Genomic DNA, 18387 nt, shown 5'->3' with positions numbered 1-18387 from the left:
ACACACCACACCGGGAGACGACCCTCGAGCCCGGCGAGTTCATCACTGCCGTCCGGGTGCCCATGACACCGGCGGCGCAGTCGTCCAGCTACCAGAAGGTCAGCGACCGGCTTTCGTACTCGTTCGCCCTCGCGTCGGCAGCCGTCGGGCTCCACCTCGACGCAGGGGGTACCGCCAGCGAGATACGGATCGCGCTCGGCAGTCTGGGCACCGTGCCGTGGCGGGCACGGGAGGCCGAACAAGCACTGACCGGTACCCAGTTGGACGAGGAGTCCATCCGTGGGGCGCTGGAGCCGGAATTCCGGTCGGCTCGCACCACGCCGCAGAACCACTTCCGGGTACGGCTGGCGGTGGAGACCGTACTCGAGGCCGTCGCGACGGCTCAGCAGAGGATGGGATGAACGCCATGGCCTGGATCGGCTCCGACCACGTCCGCCACGACGGCGCCGACAAGGTCCGCGGCGAACCGATCTACGGTGCCGACCGCACGGCCGCGGCGATGGCGTACGCGGTTCCGGTCAGTGCGACCGTGGGCCGCGGTCGGATCACGACGCTTGAGACCGCCAAGGCGGAACGGGTGCGGGGGGTACTCGCGGTGCTCACGCACGAGAACCTGGATCGCCTGCACCCGTCCGAATTCTCCTTCGGGTTGGGGAGCGCGAGCGAAAGCTTCCAACCGCTGCGCGACAACACCGTGGCCTACCGCGGTCAGCCGATCGCGATCGTGGTGGCGGAGACCTTGGAGGCCGCAGCGGAAGCCGCGGCGTTGGTAACCGCCCGCTACGACGCCGAGCCGTTCGCGGTGGAACTCGACGACCCCGGGGGCGAGCGGGTCGACCAGGCAGAGGCGGTGCCCGCGTTCCCCGTGGTGGAAATCGGTGAGGGTGACCGGCCACTCGACCAGGCACCGGTTGTGGTCGACGCCACCTACCGCTCCCCCGCGCAGCACCACAACGCACTGGAGCTGCTGTCCACCCTTGCCGAGTGGCACGAAGGGGCGCTCCTGATCCATGAGGGCACTCAGGCGGCGGGACGCGTCCGGCACGCCCTGGCGAAGCAGTTCGGGATCCCGATGGAGCTGGTCCAGGTCGTCTCGCCGACCCTCGGTGGCGGTTTCGGCCAGCGCACCGGTCAGACGTACAGCACCACCCTGGCCGCCCTGGCCGCCCGGCGGGTTGACCGGCCGGTGATGCTGATCGTCCCGCGGTCCGCCGTCTTCCACAGCGTGCACTTTCGGGCCGCGACCCGGCACCGGATCCGGCTCGGTGCACGGGACGACGGCACGATTACCTCCCTGGTGCACGACGCATTCGCGCAGACATCACGCCATGACCTGATGCCGTTCTGGGGGCCGCAGGTCTCGGGAAGTATGTACGGCATCCCGAATTTCCGCGGCACCACCACCCTGGTGCGACTCGACACCCAGACCCCCGGCTACATGCGCGCGCCGATGGAGATGGCGACGATGTTCGCGCTGGAGAGCGCCCTGGACGAACTCGCCGAGCGGGTGGGCGTCGACCCGGTCGAGCTACGGCGGCGCCACGACACCGCTACCGACCCGGCAACCGGCAAACCATTCTCCTCGCGGCGGCTCAAGCAGTGCCTTGATCGGGGCGCTGAGCGGTTCGGCTGGTCGGATCGCGACCCGGCGATCGGGTCGATGCGCGGCGACGATGGCAGCCTCATTGGCTGGGGCGTGGCGACGGGTTGCTATCCCGGCCTTGCCTCCGCCGCCGGCGCGCACGTACGGCTGTGTGACGACGGCACGGCGGAGGTCGCGATCAGCGGACACGAGATGGGCCAAGGCATCCGCACCGTGATCGCGCTGGCCGCGGCCGACTCCCTCGGCCTGTCGCCCAGCAACATTCGGGTAACCGTTGGTGACACCCGGGTCGCTCCTCAGCCAGAAACCGGTGCCTCGTGGGGAACCGTCTCCGCCATGCCGGCCATCCGGGAAGCGGCCATCAGGATCCGAGCCCAGCTGCATCAAATCGCCGCCACGCATGGCGAGCCGGTTGCCAACATTGACGTCAGCGAATGCCGCCTGGCGGAGGGACGGCTGGTCGGCCCAGACAACTCGGGGCCACCGATAGCCGGGCTTCTCATGGCCGCCGGTTTCCCCTCGGTCGAGGCCCCCGGGCAGTACTTCGCCCCAGGGCGAAGCCCGACCGAAGCACCCGACACCGCCACGGCGCCGATGAGCGCGGTGATGGCGGACGTGGACAACGCCCGGGTGGGCCCGGTCTTCCCCGACTTCGTCACCTGCTCCTATGTCGCCCACTTCGTCGAGGTCCGCGTCGGTCCCCGGATCCGCCGACCGCGGGTCACCCGGATGCTGTCGGTCATCGACTGCGGGCGGGTGATCAGTCGGCGCACCGCCACCAGCCAGGCCCTGGGTGGCCTGGTGTGGGGCATCAGCACCGCGCTCTGCGAGGAGAGCACCGTGGACCCTCGCTTCGGCGGCTTCCTCAACACCAACCTGTGCGACTACCTGGTTCCGGTGAACGCCGACGTGCCCGCACTCGACGTCGACTTCATTGACGAGCCGGACCCGTCGTTCAGCGCGTTCGGCCTCAAGAACCTGGGCGAGGTCGTCCATGTCGGGGCGGCAGCGGCGATCACCAACGCCATCCACCACGCGACCGGGATCCGGGTCCGGCGTCTGCCCGTCCGCATCGAGGACCTCATGACGGAGCCGGCTCGGTAACGGCCCGGGGCTTGTCCACACCGCGTTGGGCCGCTCGCCGCGGGCCGGCAGGGAGTCTGATGACAGCGGGGATCAGGTACATCGCGCCGACCCTACGGCGGTGGTGTTCGGCCGACCTCTCCTTCGCGATGGCTGTTGTCGTCGGGGTGAGGGGGAGTGCGCCGTGTCCGGTTGGGACGGTGATGGCCAGCTGCGCCACCGGCGAGGTCGCCGGTGGCGTGGCCGGCGGATGCATCGACGGCGCGGTCCTCACCGCGGCCCAGGACACGATCCGCTCTGGTCGGGTGCACCGGAACCGCTACACCCACCAGAGCGACGGCTCGCCGGTGCTCGGCCTCTCCTGTCGTAGTGAGATCGACGTGGTGGTGCTGCCCGCGGCGGTGGAGGTCATGGCACCGCTGCTCGATCGATTGCTGGCGAACCGGACGGTCGGTTCCGCTCTGGTGCTACCCGCCGGCCCACGAGCGACGCTGCTGGTGGCAGACCCGGATGAGTGGTGGGGATCGTCGGGCGATCCGAGGGTGGATGAGCTCGTGGCACGCCGACTCCGGGAACGGACGTCCACCGGGGCGGGGCCGCTCGAACGCATCGGAGCGGGGCAGGTCGAACGCATCGCCGACGGCGACGGGCAGCCGATTGACGTCCTGTTCGCCAGACACCAGCCGGCACCCCGCATGGTGCTCTACGGAATGAGTCCGGTCGCCCGAGCGATGAGCCAACTCGGACGCTTTCTCGGCTTCGAGGTGACCGTGTGTGATCCTCGGCCGGTGTTCATGCGGGCAGAGCACTTCCCGGACGCCCACCAGGTGGTCTGTGACTGGCCGCACCGTCACCTGAGCAACATCGAGACCGACACCCGGAGCGCCATCGTGGTGCTCAGCCATGATGATCGCCACGAGACCGAGCTGCTGTCGCTGGCCCTACGGGGGCGCGCCGGCTACGTCGGCGTGATCGGCAGCCGAGAAACGCACCGCGAGCGGCTGCTCCGGCTCACCGCGGCCGGGTTGACCGAGGACGAACTCGGCCGTCTTCGGGCGCCCATCGGCCTCGACCTGGGTGCCCAAACTCCCCAGGAAACCGCCGTGTCCATCTGCGCCGAAGTGATCGCGGTCGCCGGCACCGGGGGCACCGGTCAGCCCCTGACCTACCTGGCTGGCCCTATCCACCGACGCGCCAGCGTCCCAGTCAGCTGACCATGCGGAAACGACGGCATGGCCCGGTCTGGGCACCGGCGGGCGTAGGACCGGACGCGGAGCGCGCCGGGGGCGTCGCGGGTCTGCTGCTCGCCGCTGGGGCGGGACGGCGGTACGGCGGGCCGAAGGCGCTCGTGGTCTTCCGGGGCCGGCCCCTGGTGCTGCGGAGCCGAGACGTGCTGGTGACCGCCGGCTGCGCCCCCGTACTGGTCGTGGTGGGGGCGCGGGCGGAGGCCGTGACCGAGTTGGTCCGCTCGGGTGTCGTCCGGAACCCGGCATGGCCGACCGGCATGGGTTCATCGCTGCGCGCGGGGTTGGCGGCGCTGGAGGTAACCGCCGCGTCGGCTGTTGTCGTGACCTTGGTGGACATGCCCGGGGTGGGAGTCGAGGCGGTACGCCGGGTGGCCGCCGTCGCCCGACCCGACTCCCTGGCGGTCGCCGGCTACCACGACGGCCGGTGGGGACACCCGGTACTGCTCGGGCGTGCGCACTGGGCCGGCGTCGCCGCGAGTGCCACCCGGGACCGGGGCGCTCGGGACTACCTCCATCAGCATCGTGACCTCGTCAGAGTCGTCCCCTGCGCCGACGTGGCCGACGCCCAGGACCTCGACGTGCCCCCGAGGGTCCGGGGCTGACATGCCGCGCGCGGCTGCGGCTGGGTCAGACCACCGTCCTCGACGGCCAGCCGCCGCCTCGGGCGAAAGCACTCTCCCTCAACCGACATCAGCCCGATAGAAGACGTATCGGCCCAGTCGGGCTCGGCCGTAGCCGTTCTCCCGGACGCCGGTCAGCCCGGCGTCAACCAACGCGGAGAGGGCCCGATCGGGGAGGCTGTCCCCGGTCTGGCCAGAGCGGTGGACATGGCCGCCTTCGTGTCCGGGAAGACTGCCGTCGATGTCGGCGACATGCAGCTCCCCGCCGGGACGCAGCACCCGCCGGACCTCGCGCAGCACTCGCACCCAATCCTCTTCGTCGATGTGATGCAGCATGAACGAGGAGAGCACCCGATCGACGCTGTCGTCCAGCAACGGCAGGTCATCGGCGAAGGCGCGCTCGTACTGGATCTGCACCCTGGCCCGGGCCGCCTTGCGGCGGGCACGGCGCAGGGCGCTGGGGTCCGGATCGATTCCCACTGCGTTGACCTCCGGGTGGCGGCGCTTGAGCGTGCGCAGCAGATCGCCGGTGCCACAGCCGATCTCCAGGACTCGTTGTCCCGGCCGAAGATTCGCGCGGTCCAGCAAGCTCGCATGAACCCGTCCGATACCAATAAAGCGGGCGAACGGATCGTAGAGGGGCAGCAACCATTGCTTGCCCATGGCGGGGAGATAGGCCCGATTCTCAGAATGGGAGTTGTGCTGTCCGGTCATGGCACGCTCCGGTAATAGCGGAAACTCGGTCGTACCCTCAGCCTCATGGACAGCGAAGCTGCGGACAATGGCGGAACTGTGGACCGGATGCGACGGAACTTGGCTCCCCCATCCCGCCAGGTCGGTGTCACCGGACAGGGCGTGCCGGTCTTCGGCTTCGGCCACCTGCCCGGCATCGCCCCGGTCGCGGTAGCCCACCACCCCCACGGCGAGCCGTTCCTCGACCTCGCCACCGTCGGCGCCCACACCCACGACTTCCTGGTGCTCTACTACGCCCACGTGGCTCAGGGAACGGTACGCATCGACGACCGCACCTGGACAGTGGCCGACGGAGACCTCTTCGTCATCGCACCCGGGCAGGTCGTCTCCTCCAGCGACCCGTTTGCGGAGGTCACCAGCGACGGCTGGACGGTCTGGTTCCCGGCCGACGTCGTCCGGCCCGGGATGCCCGGCGCCTACTCATCCTGGCGGACGCATCCGTTGCTCTTTCCGTTCGCGCAGGGCAGCAACCGGGCCCAGCGGCTACCGGTCCCACCGGTCGACCGGGGCAGCCTGATGGAGCGCTTCGCCGCACTCGACGCCGAGATCCGGACCCGCCGCGACGGTCACCAAGAGGCCGCCCTCGCCCACCTGACCCTGCTGCTCGTGACCGTGGCCCGCTTGACGACCGACCTCGCCGACCACCTACGCTGCGCCGACGAACCGCTGCTGGCGGCCGTCTTCGAGGCCATCGAGGCGCGCTACCACCAGCCCATCTCCCTCGCCGATATCGCCGCCGACCTCGCGCTGACCACCGGCTACCTCACCACAGCCGTGCGTCGCAAAACCGGCCGAACCGTAACCCAGTGGATCACCCAACGCCGAATGCAGCAGGCACGCCTACTGCTCACCGAGACCGACCTGGCCGTCAGTGCGATCAGCCGCCGGGTCGGGTACCCCGACACCAGCTACTTCAGCAAACGCTTCCGTGCCCGCCACGGAGTCACCCCCACCCAGTGGCGGGAGGCCGCACCGCCCGCGGTGTGAAGTCAACCCGCACCACCGGTACCGCGCGGGGGTGTTACGACCGGCATCACTCGTCCGACGGCGCCAAGACAACCGCATCGATCCAGCCCAAGGCCGCGACGGCGGTAGGAAAGCCACAGGTGGTGATGGCCGCGAGCGCGACGGCTCGTACCTCGTCCACGGTCGCACCATGCTGAAGCGCCTTACGGACATTGGAGCGCACCGCTCCCTCCGCCTCGGCCCCAACCGCCACCGCCAACTTGATCAACCGGTCGGTCCGGTCGTCGAAGGAGTTACGCTCCCGCACCGTCCGCGCCAGCACGCCCTGCGCCTCTGCGACATCCGGAAAGCGTTCCAGGAACTTCACGTAGACATCCGGAAGATACTGCTGCTGCATATCACCCTCCGCTACCGCCCGATATTGACACATTAGCCTCGAGCTGTGGTCACCGTGGTCCGAGGACGTATCCAGGCAGAACTCCCGACGCGGCGGCCGCCGCGTCGGGAGCGCCTCCGATCGACCCGCCACCACGCGACGGTCACCGCCGAGCCGACGGCGCCCGGGCAGCGTCCCGTACCTGCTCCGGTGAGGCGGCCGCGGTCGGCGCCGGGCCGCGGCGCCGACGGTAGACCACGTACGGACGCCACAGGTACGCCAGCGGCACCGACCAGACGTGGACCAGTCGGGTGAACGGCCACAGCGCCAGGAAGAGGAAACCACCGATCGCGTGCAGTTGGTAGACCAGGGGAGCCCCGGCCATCAGGGTGGGGTCCGGCTGGAACCAGAAGATCCCGCGGAACCAGACGGCGATCGTCTCCCGGTAGTCGTAGCCCCCGCCAAGCAGATTCACCCCGACCGTGGCGATCATGCCGAGCGCCACCATGGCGGCGAGCGCGGCGTAGAGCACCTTGTCCATCCGGGTGGTCACCCGACGGACCCGGCCGTTGACCACCCGCCGGATGATCAGCAAGACCAGACCGGTCATCAGCATCAGGCCGGTCACCGTACCGCCCCAGACCGCGGTGAGGTGGTAGGCGTGCTCGCTGATCCCGATCCTCTCGGTCACCGACGCGGGCACCAGCAGGCCCATGACGTGCCCACCGACAACCCCGAGAGCCCCGAGGTGGAACAGCGGGGAGCCGAGCCGCAGGAGGCGATTCTCCAACACCTGGCTGGTGTGCGTGGTCCAGCCGAACTGGTCGTGGCGCCACCGCCAGACATGGCCGGCGACGAAGACCACGAGGCAGAGGTACGGCAGGACGGTCCAGACGAGGTTGGTCATCGCGATGCCTCCGACGGGGAGCAGACGGGGTAAGGGGCAAGCGCGGCGGCGTGCAGGTCCGGACCGTCGCCGAGAGAATCCAGGCCGACCGTCTCCACCGGCGGTCCGTCAACGGCGAGCGCCGCGATGGCGGCCCGGTCGGCGTCGGTCAGCGCCGGCAACACGGCGCAGACGACGTCCAGCAGTAAGCGGTAGGGGGTGCCGCAGTCGGTCAGTGCGGCGCGGAGCAGCTCGATGCCCTGCCGATGCTGGCGTAGGGGTGCCTCCCCCTCGCCGGGACCCACCATGGCGGCGAACTCGAGCACCACCGGCAGCAGGTCCGGCAGCTGGCCATCCGCGAGCCGCAGTCCGTGCGCCCGGTACCGCTGCTTGAGCACCAGCAGCGCCATTCCCCGCTTACGGGTGTCTCCATGCAGGTAGTAGGTGAGGTAGAGACCGGAGCGGCGGCGCAGGTCAAAGGTCTGTACGAAGTGCTGCTGTACGTCGATCGGGGTATTCTCCAGCAGCCAGTCCAGGAATCCGTCGATCCGCTCCCGGGCCTCCGGCGTCTCGATCTGCGCGGCGGCGCCACGAAGCTCGTCCGCGGCGCTCAGGAGCTCGTCATCCGGGTAGGTCAACAGCAGCGAGACCAGCTCGAAGATGCGGGCCCGGTCGGTCGCGGCGGTCATGCGCCGCCTCGCAGCGGGTTGATCGTGAAGCCACGCCGGCCGTCGGCGCGACGGGAGAAGAGTCCGGGCCGGCCGGGACGAACCTGATCATCCTCGACCAGGTGGAAACTCTCCGCGGAGGCCTGCGTGGTCATTCCCGGGCCGCCCTCGCAGTCCAGCGCGCAGTCCTGATTCGCGGTGGCCTGCGCTTCCAACGCGGCGGCGTCCTTGCGGTAGGCGGCCGGAATCACATAGCGCTCGTCGTACTTGGCGATGGCCAGCAACCGGTACATGGCCTCGACCTGGTCCGCGGTCATCCCGATTCCGTCGAGCAGATCGTCGGCGACGGTACCGTCGAGGGTGCGAGCGCGCATGTAGGAGCGCATGGCCGCCAGCTTCATCAGGACCCCGGCGGTCGCCTCCACGTCACCGGCGGTGAAGAGCTCGGCCAGGTACTCCACCGGAATCCGCAGCTCCCGGATGGTGTGGAAGATGTCGTCGGCGTCGGTGTCGTCCCGGCCAGCCTCCCCCACCGCATCCAGCACCGGCGACAGCGGCGGGACATACCAGACCATGGGTAGCGTCCGATACTCCGGGTGCAGCGGCAGCGCCACCTGGTACTCGCTGATCAGCCGCCACACCGGGGACCGTTCGGCGGCGTCCAGCCACTCCTGCGGCATGCCGGCGGCCCGGGCGGCCTCCTGCACGGCCCGGTCGGTTGGATCGAGAAAGACCGCCCGCTGCGCCTCGAGCAGGTCGTGCTCGTCGGTCACCGAAGCGGCAGCGAGCACAGCGTCCTCGTCGTAGAACACGATGCCCAGGTAGCGCAGTCGCCCCACACAGGTCTCGGAGCAGATTGTCGGCTGCCCGGCCTCGATCCGCGGGAAGCACAGAGTGCACTTCTCCGCCTTGCCGGTGCTGTGGTTGACGTACACCTTCTTGTACGGGCAGGCAGAGACACACATCCGCCAACCCCGGCAGCGGTCCTGGTCGACCAGGACGATGCCGTCCTCCTCCCGCTTGTACATCGCGCCGGAAGGACAGGCCGAGACACACGCCGGGTTGAGGCAGTGCTCGCAGATGCGCGGCAGGTGGAACAGGAAGGTCTTCTCGAACTCGAACTTCACCCGCGCCGCCGCCTCCGCCGACATCCGGGCGAGGTTCGGATCACCGGTGCCGTGCTCATGGGCTCCGCCGAGGCTGTCCTCCCAGTTGGCCCCCCAGCTGAGGGCCATCGGCTCGCCGGTCAACGCGGAACGAGGCTGCTGCACCGGAGTGTCCTTGAGCCCGGCAGGGGCGTTGACCAGGATGTCCTTGTCGAAGGTCGCCGGCTCGTAGTAATCGTCGATCGAGGGCAGATCCGGGTTGACGAACAGCCGGCTGAGCCGCTTGACCCGGCCACCGGAGCGCAGCTTCAGCCGGCCCTTCTCGTCCAGCTGCCAGCCCCCGTGCCAGCGGTCCTGATCCTCGTAGTGCTTGGGGTAGCCGATGCCCGGCTTGGTCTCGACGTTGTTGAACCAGACGTACTCGGTGCCGTCCCGGTTGGTCCAGGTCTGCTTGCAGGTTACGGAGCAGGTGTGACACCCGATGCACTTGTCCAGGTTCATCACCATGGCGACCTGCGCTCGGATCCTCATCAGTACTCCACCTCCTGGTCGCGGCGGCGGATCACCGTGATCTCGTCGCGTTGGCTGCCGATCGGGCCGTAGTAGTTGAAGGCGTAGGTGAGTTGGGCGTGCCCGCCCGCCAGGTGGGTGGGCTTGACCAGCAGCCGGGTCAACGAGTTGTGGTAGCCACCGCGGCGACCGCTCTTCTCGGCCTTGGGCACGTTGATCGTCCGCTCCGGCGAGTGGTACTGGAACACCGTGCCCTCCGGCATCCGGTGACTGACCACCGCCCGGGCCACGATGACTCCGTTGCGGTTGTGCGCCTCGACCCAGTCGTTGTCCCGAACCCCGACCTTGGCGGCGTCCGGCACACTCATCCAGATCACCGGCCCACCCCGCGACAACGCCAACATCAGTTCGTTGTCGTGGTACATCGAGTGGATCGACCACTTCGCGTGCGGGGTCAGGAAGCGTACGGTGACGCCGCCATCGACGAACTCACCCGGGGCACCGAAGTGCCGGGCCATGTTCAGTGGGGGGCGGAAGCCCGGCAGCTGCTCGCCCAACTCCGCCACCCAGTCGTGCTCCACGAAAAAGTGCTGCCGGCCGGTGAGGGTGTGCCACGGCTTGAGCCGCTCCACGTTGAGGGTGAAGGGCGAGTAACGACGGCCGCCCTTCTCCGAGCCGGACCACTCCGGGCTGGTGAAGACCGACTGCGGTGCCCGCTGGGTGTCCGCGTACGTGATCTGGTCGGTCTCGTGCCCGGCGATCAGATCCGCGAACGGCTGTCCGGTCCGCTGCTCCAACGCCGCGAAACCGGCCGCGGCGACCCGACCGTTCGTGGTGCCCGACAGCGCCAGGATCGCCTCGCACATACGGTCGGCGGTGGCCAGTGACGGCCGGCCGGCGAACGGCCCGTCGGCGACGACCCCGTTTCGCTCCCGCAGGTACGCCAGCTCCGCGGTCACGTCCACAGTGAGCGCCTTCGTGCTGGTGCCGAGCCGGTCGAGGAGCGGGCCGACGGCACGCATCTTCGCGCCGATCTGGGCGTAGTCCCGCTCGATCTCGATGAGCTTCGGCATGGTGGAGCCGGGGACCGGCTCGCACTCGCCGGCCTTCCAGTCCCGCACCCGCCCGCTGGGCATGGCCAACTCGTCCGGGGTGTCGTGCTGCAGTGGCGCGGCCAGCACGTCCCGCCGCACCCCCAGGTGGTCGACGGCCAACTCACTGAACCGGTCGGCGAGCGCCAGGAAGGTGTCGTAGTCGGAGTGGGCGTCGGCGGGCGGCTCCACCGCCGGGCTGAACGCGTGCACGAACGGGTGCATGTCCGTGGTGGAGATGTCATGCTTCTCGTACCAGGTCGCCGTGGGCAGCACCACGTCGGCGTGCAGGCCGGTGTTGGTCATCCGGAAGTCGATCGCCGTGAGCAGGTCAAGCTTCCCGGTCGGTGCCTCATCTCGCCACACCAGGTCCCGGGGGCGGTGCTCCGGGTCGCACTCCGAGGCGGTGGCGGTCGAGTCGATCCCCAGCAGGTGCCGCAGGAAGTACTCGTTGCCCTTGCCGGAGGAGCCGAGCAGGTTCGCCCGCCACAGGGTGAGGCAGCGCGGGAAGTTCGCCGGGTCGTCCGGGTCCTCCGCCACCGACCGCAGTCGGCCAGCCTTCAGCTCGGCGACGATGTGCTCCTGCACCGTCACCCCGGCCACCGCCGCCTCATCGGTGAGGTCAAGGGGGTTGCGGTTGAACGACGGGTGGCCGGGGCTCCAGCCCATCCGCTGCGCGGCGGCGACGGTGTCGGCGAAGGCCATCCCCGCGAACCGGCCGGTACCCAACGGGGAGGAGAGCTCGTCGACCGGAACCCGCTCGTACCGCCACTGGTCGGTGTGCAGGTACCAGAACGGGGTGCTCGCCTGGTGCCGCATCGGCCGTTGCCAGTCGAGCCCGAAGGACATGTGCTGCTGGCCGGTGATCGGCCGGGCCTTCTCCTGCCCCACGTAGTGCGCCCAGCCGCCACCGTTGACGCCCTGGCAGCCGGTCAGGGTGACCAGGGAGATGAGCGCCCGGTAGGTCATGTCGGAGTGGAACCACTGGTTCGCGCCGGCACCCAGGACGATCAGCGAGCGCCCCTGGCTACGCTCGGCGTTGCGGGCGAACTCCCGGCCGATCCGGGCCGCCACCGCGGCCGGCACCCCGGTGATCCGCTCCTGCCAGGCCGGGGTGTTCGGGGAGTCCGGATCGTCGTAGCCGGTCGGCCACTCCCCCGGCAGGTCACCGCGGCGCACCCCGTACTGCGCCAGCACCAGGTCGTAGACCGAGGTGACCAGCTGCTCGCCGACCCGCACGGCCGGTACGCCGCGGCGGATGGTGGCCCCGCCCTCGGTCTCCCCGATGTCGAAGCGCGCCAGCTCGACCTCGATCGCCTCGTCGCTCCGGTCGAGCAGTCCGAGCGCGGGGAGCACCTCGCCCAGGTCCAGGTTCCAGCGTCCCTGACCGGCCTCGCCGTACCGGAAGCCCAGTGACCCGTTCGGCACGACCAACTCGCCGGTGCGCTCGTCAACCAGGACGGTCTTGTGCGCTCCGTCCTCCTGGCCCAGGTCTGCCGCGGTGAGGAACCGGTCCGTGGTCCACCGGCCGTCCGCAGTGGGTCGCAGCGTGACCAGGAACGGCAGGTCGGTGTAGCGGCGAATGTAGTCGGCGAAGTAGTCGACCGTGCGGTCCCGGAAGAACTCGGTGAGTACGACGTGGCCCATCGCCATCGCCAGCGCGCCGTCGGTACCCGGGTGCGGGGCCAGCCAGTCGTCAGCGAACTTGACGTTGTCGGCGTAGTCCGGGCTGACCGCGACGACCTTCGTGCCCCGGTAGCGGGCCTCGGCCAGGAAGTGGGCGTCCGGCGTACGAGTGACCGGAATGTTCGAACCCCACATCATCAGGTAGGTGGCGTTCCACCAGTCGCCGGCCTCGGGTACGTCGGTCTGGTCGCCCCAGATCTGCGGCGAGGCGATCGGCAGGTCGGCGTACCAGTCGTAGAAGCTCAGCAGGGTGCCGCCGAGCAGGGCGTGGTAGCGGGTGCCGGCGGCGAAGGACGCCATCGACATCGCGGGAATCGGCGAGAAACCCACCACCCGGTCCGGTCCGTACGTCTTCGTGGTGTACACGTGTGCTGCGGCAACCATTGTGGTCACCTCGTCCCAGCTGGCGCGGACGAAGCCGCCACGTCCCCGCTGGGTCTTGTAGGCGCGCGCCTTGAGTGGGTTCTCCACGATGTCGGCCCAGGCGGACACCGGATCACCCAGGCGCGCGAGCCCGTCGCGGAACATCTCGGCCAGCACCCCGCGTACGTAGGGGTGACGCACCCGGGAGGGCGAGTACTCGTACCAGGAGAAGGAGGCGCCGCGGGGACAGCCGCGCGGCTCGTAGTCCGGCGAGTCCGGGCCGGTGGTCGGGTAGTCGGTGGCCTGGTGTTCCCAGGTGATCAGGCCGTCCTTGACGAAGACGTTCCACGAGCAGGAGCCGGTGCAGTTGACGCCGTGGGTGGAGCGCACCACCCGGTCGTAGCGCCACCGGTCGCGGTAGAACCGTTCCCAGTCGCCGTCGTCCACCTGGTGCAGCGTCCGGCCGTGGTCACCGACCGCCTCCCGGCGGAGGAAGCGCCGCGCAGCCAGCAACGGCGCCGCGCCGGGGACCTGGTCCGTCGCAGGATCATGAGCTTCTGGCGGGCGGTGCGCTGACACGTGGGCACTCCTCCGGCGGCGAGCGACAACGCGAGGGTTGTCGGCGGCACACGGCAGTGCGCCACGCATACCAGGGTTCGCGAATTCAACCGCCAGATCGGGAGGCCGCGGTCCCGACCCGTCGGGACCAAGGTCCCGGCCACCCCCGTTTCGACCGCGTGGAGTGCGACCGACGGGACCTGCTGCCAGCCAGACGGGGCAGAAGGTCCCTACCCGCTGCTGATAAACGACAGCAGCCTTGGGTACACAGTCGCGCCAGTGACGCTAGCGCCGACCTCCTTCTACCGTTGATCGAGGAATTGCCGTGCACGTCAAACCCGCTCCAGACGACCCGACGCCGGACAACACGGCGGCCGAGCAGAACAGCCGTAACGATCGTGGGCGTACCCGGGTCCTGACCCTGTCCACCATCGGCTTCACCGTCATGTTCGCGGTGTGGCTCATGTTCGGCATCCTCGGCAAGCCGATCAGCGAGGAGTTCGGGCTCTCCGAGGTGCAGCTGTCCTGGATCATCGCCGCCGCCGTGCTCAACGGCTCGCTCTGGCGGCTCCCCGCCGGGATTGTGGCGGACCGGATCGGCGGCCGCCGGGTAATGACCGCGATGCTCCTCGTGACCGCGGTCGCCTCATTCCTGGTATCCCTCGCCAACTCGTACGCGATGCTGTTGGTGCTGGCGTTCCTGGTCGGTTTCGCCGGTAACTCCTTCACCGCGGGTATCGCCTGGAACTCCGCCTGGCAGCCGCGGGAAAAGCAGGGATTCGCGCTCGGCCTCTTCGGCGCCGGCAACGTCGGCGCCTCCGTCACCAAGTTCATCGGCCCGCCGCTGATCGCCGGTACCGCCGGTGCCACCTACCTCGGCGTCATCGAGGGCGGCTGGCGGCTGGTCCCCGTCGTCTACGCGGTGTTGCTGCTCGTCCTCGCGGCGGCCACCTGGTTCATCACGCCGCGCCGGGATCGGGTGCCGAGCCACGGCACTCCGCTCCGCGCGCAGCTCGAGCCGCTCAAGCAGCTGCGGGTGTGGCGATTCAGCCTGTACTACGTGGCGGTGTTCGGTGCCTACGTGGCGCTCGCCGCGTGGCTGCCGACCTACTACATGAACAACTACGACGTGTCCCTGCAGACCGCGGCCTACCTGACCGCCTTGTACATCTTCCCCGCCTCGCTGCTCCGGCCGGTCGGCGGATCACTCTCCGACCGCCTGGGGGCCCGTCGGGTGATGTACTGGACATTCGGTCTGATGCTGCTCAGTACGGGCATTCTGATGATGCCTTCGGGCCACATCGTCGTCAACCACCCCGACGGCACCCAGACCACCCACCTCGCCTACCAGCTCGGCATCGTGCCCTTCACCCTGCTGGTCGTCCTGCTCGGCTGCGCCATGGGCGTCGGCAAGGCCGCGGTGTACAAGCACATCCCGGAGTACTTCCCCAGCCAGGTAGGAGCCGTCGGCGGCCTGGTCGGCATGCTCGGCGGCCTCGGCGGATTCTTCCTGCCTCCGCTGTTCGCCTACACCAAGACCTGGACTGGCCTCCCGTCGAGCACCTTCCTGGTCCTGTTCATCCTCACCGTCATCTGTGCGGTCTGGATGCACCTCACCGTCGTACGCATGCTGCACGGCGAATCACCCCAGCTCGCTGACCACTTCGAGAAGCCCGACTTCACGAACCGATCGGCCGCTCCCGCCTCGGAAGCGACCCGTGCGCCCAAGGAGGCCCACGAATGAACACCTCGAGTTCCTCCCGGACCGGCCGAGCCGGCAACCGCGAGTGGCTGGAGTCTTGGAATCCGGAAGACGCTGACTCCTGGGACAAGGGCTTGGCGTGGCGCACCCTCTGGATCAGCACCTTCACGCTGACCCTCTGCTTCACCTCGTGGTTCCTCGCCTCGGCGATCGCCCCGAAGCTGACGAACCTCGGCTTCGACCTCAGCACCGCCCAGCTCTACTGGCTCACCGCCATGCCCGGCCTGGCCGGCGGTCTCATGCGCCTGATCTGGATGGTGCTGCCGCCGATCATGGGCACCCGCAAGATGGTCACCCTGACCACCGTGCTCCTACTCCTGCCCGTCCTGGGCTGGGGAATCTTTGTGCAGGACCCGTCCACCCCGTACTGGGTGCTGCTGTCGCTGTCGTTCCTCTCCGGAATCGGTGGCGGGGCGTTCTCCGGCTTCATGCCGAGTACCTCCTACTTCTTCCCCCGCCGACTCCAGGGCACCGCGCTGGGCGTCCAGGCCGGCATCGGCAACTTCGGCGTCTCGCTGGTTCAGCTGCTGACCCCGTGGGTCATCGGCTTCTCGCTGATCGGCTTCCTCGGCAGCTCCCGGCCGATGGCCACCTCGCCGGGCGAACCCGCCCGGGACGTCTGGTACCAGAACGCGGCGTACATCTACATCCCGTTCATCATCGTCGGTGCCGTGCTCGCCTGGACCATGCTGCGGTCGGTCCCCGTCAAGGCGAACATCCGGCAGCAGTTCGACATCTTCCGCAACGTTGACACCTGGTGGATGACGCTGCTCTACATCATGACCTTCGGCACCTTCGCCGGCCTGTCCGCCCAGTTCGGGCTGCTGATGAAGAACCTCTACGGTGCCGGCAACCCGGACATCGTGCAGGGCAGCGGGGCCGCTGCGCAGCTGCTCGTGGACGGCTACGCCGTGCCCGACCCGGTCAAGTTCGTCTTCCTCGGCCCGCTGGTCGGTGCCGCGGCCCGCGTCGCGTTCTCGCCGCTGACGGACAAGTTCGGTGGCGCCCGGTGGACCCTGATCTCCGGAATCGGCCTCGTCGTCTCCATCGCCTTCACCATCACCGCACTGCAGCCAGACACCAGCTCGGCCGCGGCGCTGGATGCCGGCTTCGACCGGTTCCTCTGGGGAATGCTCGCGATCTTCCTGTTCAGCGGGATCGGTAACGCCTCCACCTTCAAGCAGATGCCGATGATTTTCGAGCGCCGGCAGGCCGGTGGGGTCATCGGTTGGACCGCGGCGATCGCCGCCTTCGGCCCGTTCTTCTTCGGCATCGGCCTGACGATCATGTCCCCGACCGCGTTCTACCTCGTCGGGCTGGCATTCGCTGCCCTCTGCGTCGTCATCACCTGGCAACGCTACGCGCGCCCGGGAGCACCCAAGCCCAGCTGACCGTCCCGTCCCGCTCCAACCGACCACGGACCTGGGGCGCAGTTACGGCCGGGCTGACCTCGTTGAAACCGGCAACGAGGTCAGCCCGGCTTCTTCTGTTCCCACCGGTTGGCGCCCGGTGGCCCCGTGCCGGTCGCCGGCCCCATGCCCCACCGTCGCGGTGGTGATGCTGGCACGCTCGCACCTGGGTGTCCGCCACCAGGTTCGCCGAGCGCCGGCCGTAAGCGGCGACGACCTCAGACCAGGGTGATCCAGTAGTCCCAGAAGCGGTGCAGGATCGCGGCGACGATGAACGCGAACCAGATGACGAGGACCAGGGTGTGGTAAAGGGCGACCTGTTCCGTCGCGCGCCGCAGCGCCCGCGGCAGTACGGTCGCGTTGTCGCGCAGGGTCTGCAACGTGGTGTAGAGGAAGATCGGAATGGTGACCGCCCAGACCACCATGCAGTACGGGCAGAGCGCGCCGATCACATAGAGACTCTGGTAGATGAGCCAGTGCACGAAGACGACCCCGAAGGTGACGCCTCCCTGCAGACCGAGCCACATCCAGCGGGGGAGACCTCCGGTGGCGAGCAGGACGACGCCGAGCGTGGTGACCACGGCGAACCCCGCGATGCCGAGCAGCGGGTTGGGGAATCCGAACACCGCGGCCTGCGGAGTGTTCATCACCGAGCCGCAGGACAGGATCGGGTTGATGCTGCAGGTGGGTACGTACCCGGGGTCGGCCAGCAGGTTGATCTTCTCGACGGTGAGGGTGGCGGCGGCGAGGAGGCCGACGCCACCGCCGATGGCGAGGACCCACGCGGTGACGACAGTCAGGAAGTGACGCTCCGCGGAGGTGGTGACGGGTCTATCGGCGGTGGCGGTCGTCATCCGGCCAGGGCAGTGTCGATCATGGCGGTCAGATCGTCCTTGCTGCGCAGATCGGAGAGGGGCTCCCCGTTGAGAAAGAAGGTGGGGGTGCCCTGAACACCGACGGCCTCACCGTCGGTCCGATCCTTCGCCACCCGGGCGGCGGTGGCGGGGTCGTCCAGATCGCGCTGGAAGCGGTCGATGTCCAGACCGAGGGTACGGGCGTAGCCGAGGAAGACCTCGGTCTGCGGCTCCTCCTGGTGGCCCCAGACGTCCTGGTTCTCGAAGAGCAGCTGGTACATCTCGCCGAAGCGGTCCTGGTTGGCGGCGGCCTCCGCGGTGCGGGCGGCCAGCTCGGCATTGGGGTGGCTGGAGATGGGGAAGTATCGCACCACGAAGGTGATCTGCCCCTCGTAGTCGGCGAGGATCTCCTTGACCGTCGGGTACACCGCCCCGCATGCCTCACACTCGAAGTCGAGGAACTCCACCAGGGTGACCCTGCCGTCGGGAGCGGAGGTCAGCCGGTGACTGTCCTCCCGGACCAGGACCGTGGGTTCGACCGTGCCGCCGGTCGTCTCCGCGCTGGGAATCGCGTCACGGCGGTTGACCGCCAGCACGACGACCGCCACCAGAATCAACGCCACGACCGCGGCAAGGGTCAGCCGGATGTTCCTCGTCATATCTCCGTCTCCTGTCGGTCTGTCCGATCCTGCAGCGACCGCCCTGAGCAGGCGAAGCGCCGGACGCAAAGGTACCGGGCGCACCGCCACGGATCACTGTGATTCACCTGTTCGGCGCGGAGCGGGCAAGGCCACACCGAGCGGCGGGGCCAACCAGACCATGATCCAGCTCGCTGACGCCCGCGGA

Annotated in this window: 15 protein-coding genes (1 of these 15 cut by a window edge); 7 read left to right on the top strand and 8 right to left on the bottom strand. The window is 69.0% G+C overall.

Annotated elements, in window-relative coordinates; all coding sequences use genetic code 11:
• The 4 genes in view from AC1UKG_RS01040 to AC1UKG_RS01025 are tightly spaced (at most 59 nt apart) and all read left to right on the top strand, a layout consistent with a single transcriptional unit that may run on beyond the window.
• A protein-coding gene (locus tag AC1UKG_RS01040; protein WP_482642773.1) for an FAD binding domain-containing protein crosses the window boundary here: on the top strand, positions 1–401 show its end. The gene continues 598 nt to the left of window position 1, outside the view; 401 of the gene's 999 nt are visible here — the last part of the coding sequence; its start codon lies off the left edge, out of view; it ends in the stop codon at positions 399–401.
• Positions 398–2707 carry a xanthine dehydrogenase family protein molybdopterin-binding subunit gene (locus AC1UKG_RS01035; protein ID WP_482642774.1) on the top strand — a complete coding sequence of 770 codons (2310 nt, stop codon included), beginning with the start codon at positions 398–400 and terminating at the stop codon, positions 2705–2707. Before AC1UKG_RS01040 ends, AC1UKG_RS01035 begins: the two co-directional genes overlap by 4 nt.
• 59 nt (positions 2708–2766) lie before the next feature.
• Positions 2767–3900 (top strand): XdhC family protein, encoded by a 1134-nt coding sequence (locus AC1UKG_RS01030; protein WP_482642775.1) that lies wholly within the window; start codon positions 2767–2769, stop codon positions 3898–3900.
• Between the two features lie 2 nt (positions 3901–3902).
• Positions 3903–4535, top strand: coding sequence for a nucleotidyltransferase family protein (locus AC1UKG_RS01025; protein WP_482642776.1), 633 nt, complete (start codon positions 3903–3905; stop codon positions 4533–4535).
• Positions 4536–4613: 78 nt separating this feature from the next.
• Here the strand turns inward: AC1UKG_RS01025 and AC1UKG_RS01020 are convergent, their stop codons facing one another.
• Positions 4614–5267, bottom strand: a complete 654-nt coding sequence (locus tag AC1UKG_RS01020; RefSeq protein WP_026325264.1) for a class I SAM-dependent methyltransferase — start codon at positions 5265–5267, stop codon at positions 4614–4616.
• A gap of 141 nt (positions 5268–5408) precedes the next feature.
• Here AC1UKG_RS01020 and AC1UKG_RS01015 point away from each other — a divergent pair, with 141 nt between their 5' ends.
• Complete coding sequence (locus AC1UKG_RS01015; RefSeq protein ID WP_018743686.1) at positions 5409–6293, top strand: AraC family transcriptional regulator; 885 nt, start codon at positions 5409–5411, stop codon at positions 6291–6293.
• A gap of 46 nt (positions 6294–6339) precedes the next feature.
• On the opposite strand, the gene AC1UKG_RS01010 is transcribed toward AC1UKG_RS01015, so the two are convergent.
• The 5 genes from AC1UKG_RS01010 to AC1UKG_RS00990 form a co-directional block, all read right to left on the bottom strand.
• On the bottom strand, positions 6340–6669 hold the full coding sequence (locus AC1UKG_RS01010) for a carboxymuconolactone decarboxylase family protein (RefSeq protein WP_018743685.1): 330 nt from the start codon (positions 6667–6669) through the stop codon (positions 6340–6342).
• Between the two features lie 142 nt (positions 6670–6811).
• Positions 6812–7555: a respiratory nitrate reductase subunit gamma gene (narI, locus tag AC1UKG_RS01005; RefSeq protein ID WP_018743684.1), complete on the bottom strand. Its 744-nt coding sequence runs from the start codon at positions 7553–7555 to the stop codon at positions 6812–6814.
• A complete protein-coding gene (narJ, locus tag AC1UKG_RS01000) occupies positions 7552–8223 on the bottom strand; it encodes a nitrate reductase molybdenum cofactor assembly chaperone (protein WP_482642777.1) in 672 nt (223 codons plus the stop codon). The genes narI and narJ overlap by 4 nt, the downstream gene beginning before the upstream one ends.
• Positions 8220–9839, bottom strand: coding sequence for a nitrate reductase subunit beta (narH, locus tag AC1UKG_RS00995; protein ID WP_018813866.1), 1620 nt, complete (start codon positions 9837–9839; stop codon positions 8220–8222). Before narH ends, narJ begins: the two co-directional genes overlap by 4 nt.
• On the bottom strand, positions 9839–13537 hold the full coding sequence (locus AC1UKG_RS00990) for a nitrate reductase subunit alpha (RefSeq protein WP_482642778.1): 3699 nt from the start codon (positions 13535–13537) through the stop codon (positions 9839–9841). Before AC1UKG_RS00990 ends, narH begins: the two co-directional genes overlap by 1 nt.
• Positions 13538–13841: 304 nt before the next feature.
• Here AC1UKG_RS00990 and AC1UKG_RS00985 point away from each other — a divergent pair, with 304 nt between their 5' ends.
• Together AC1UKG_RS00985 and AC1UKG_RS00980 are read left to right on the top strand one after the other, a co-directional pair.
• Positions 13842–15260: an MFS transporter gene (locus AC1UKG_RS00985; RefSeq protein WP_018743680.1), complete on the top strand. Its 1419-nt coding sequence runs from the start codon at positions 13842–13844 to the stop codon at positions 15258–15260.
• Complete coding sequence (locus AC1UKG_RS00980; RefSeq protein ID WP_475890160.1) at positions 15257–16669, top strand: MFS transporter; 1413 nt, start codon at positions 15257–15259, stop codon at positions 16667–16669. The genes AC1UKG_RS00985 and AC1UKG_RS00980 overlap by 4 nt, the downstream gene beginning before the upstream one ends.
• Positions 16670–16905: 236 nt before the next feature.
• Here AC1UKG_RS00980 and AC1UKG_RS00975 read toward each other — a convergent pair whose 3' ends face one another.
• Together AC1UKG_RS00975 and AC1UKG_RS00970 are read right to left on the bottom strand one after the other, a co-directional pair.
• Positions 16906–17541: a vitamin K epoxide reductase family protein gene (locus AC1UKG_RS00975; protein WP_018743678.1), complete on the bottom strand. Its 636-nt coding sequence runs from the start codon at positions 17539–17541 to the stop codon at positions 16906–16908.
• Positions 17538–18200, bottom strand: coding sequence for a thioredoxin domain-containing protein (locus AC1UKG_RS00970; RefSeq protein ID WP_018743677.1), 663 nt, complete (start codon positions 18198–18200; stop codon positions 17538–17540). Before AC1UKG_RS00970 ends, AC1UKG_RS00975 begins: the two co-directional genes overlap by 4 nt.
• Positions 18201–18387: the final 187 nt, after the last annotated feature.

The sequence above is a fragment of the Salinispora sp. CH2A1_6 genome (genome assembly GCF_056820975.1).
Note: the sequence above shows the minus strand (reverse complement) of the source record. Positions and strands in the feature narration are given on the sequence as shown.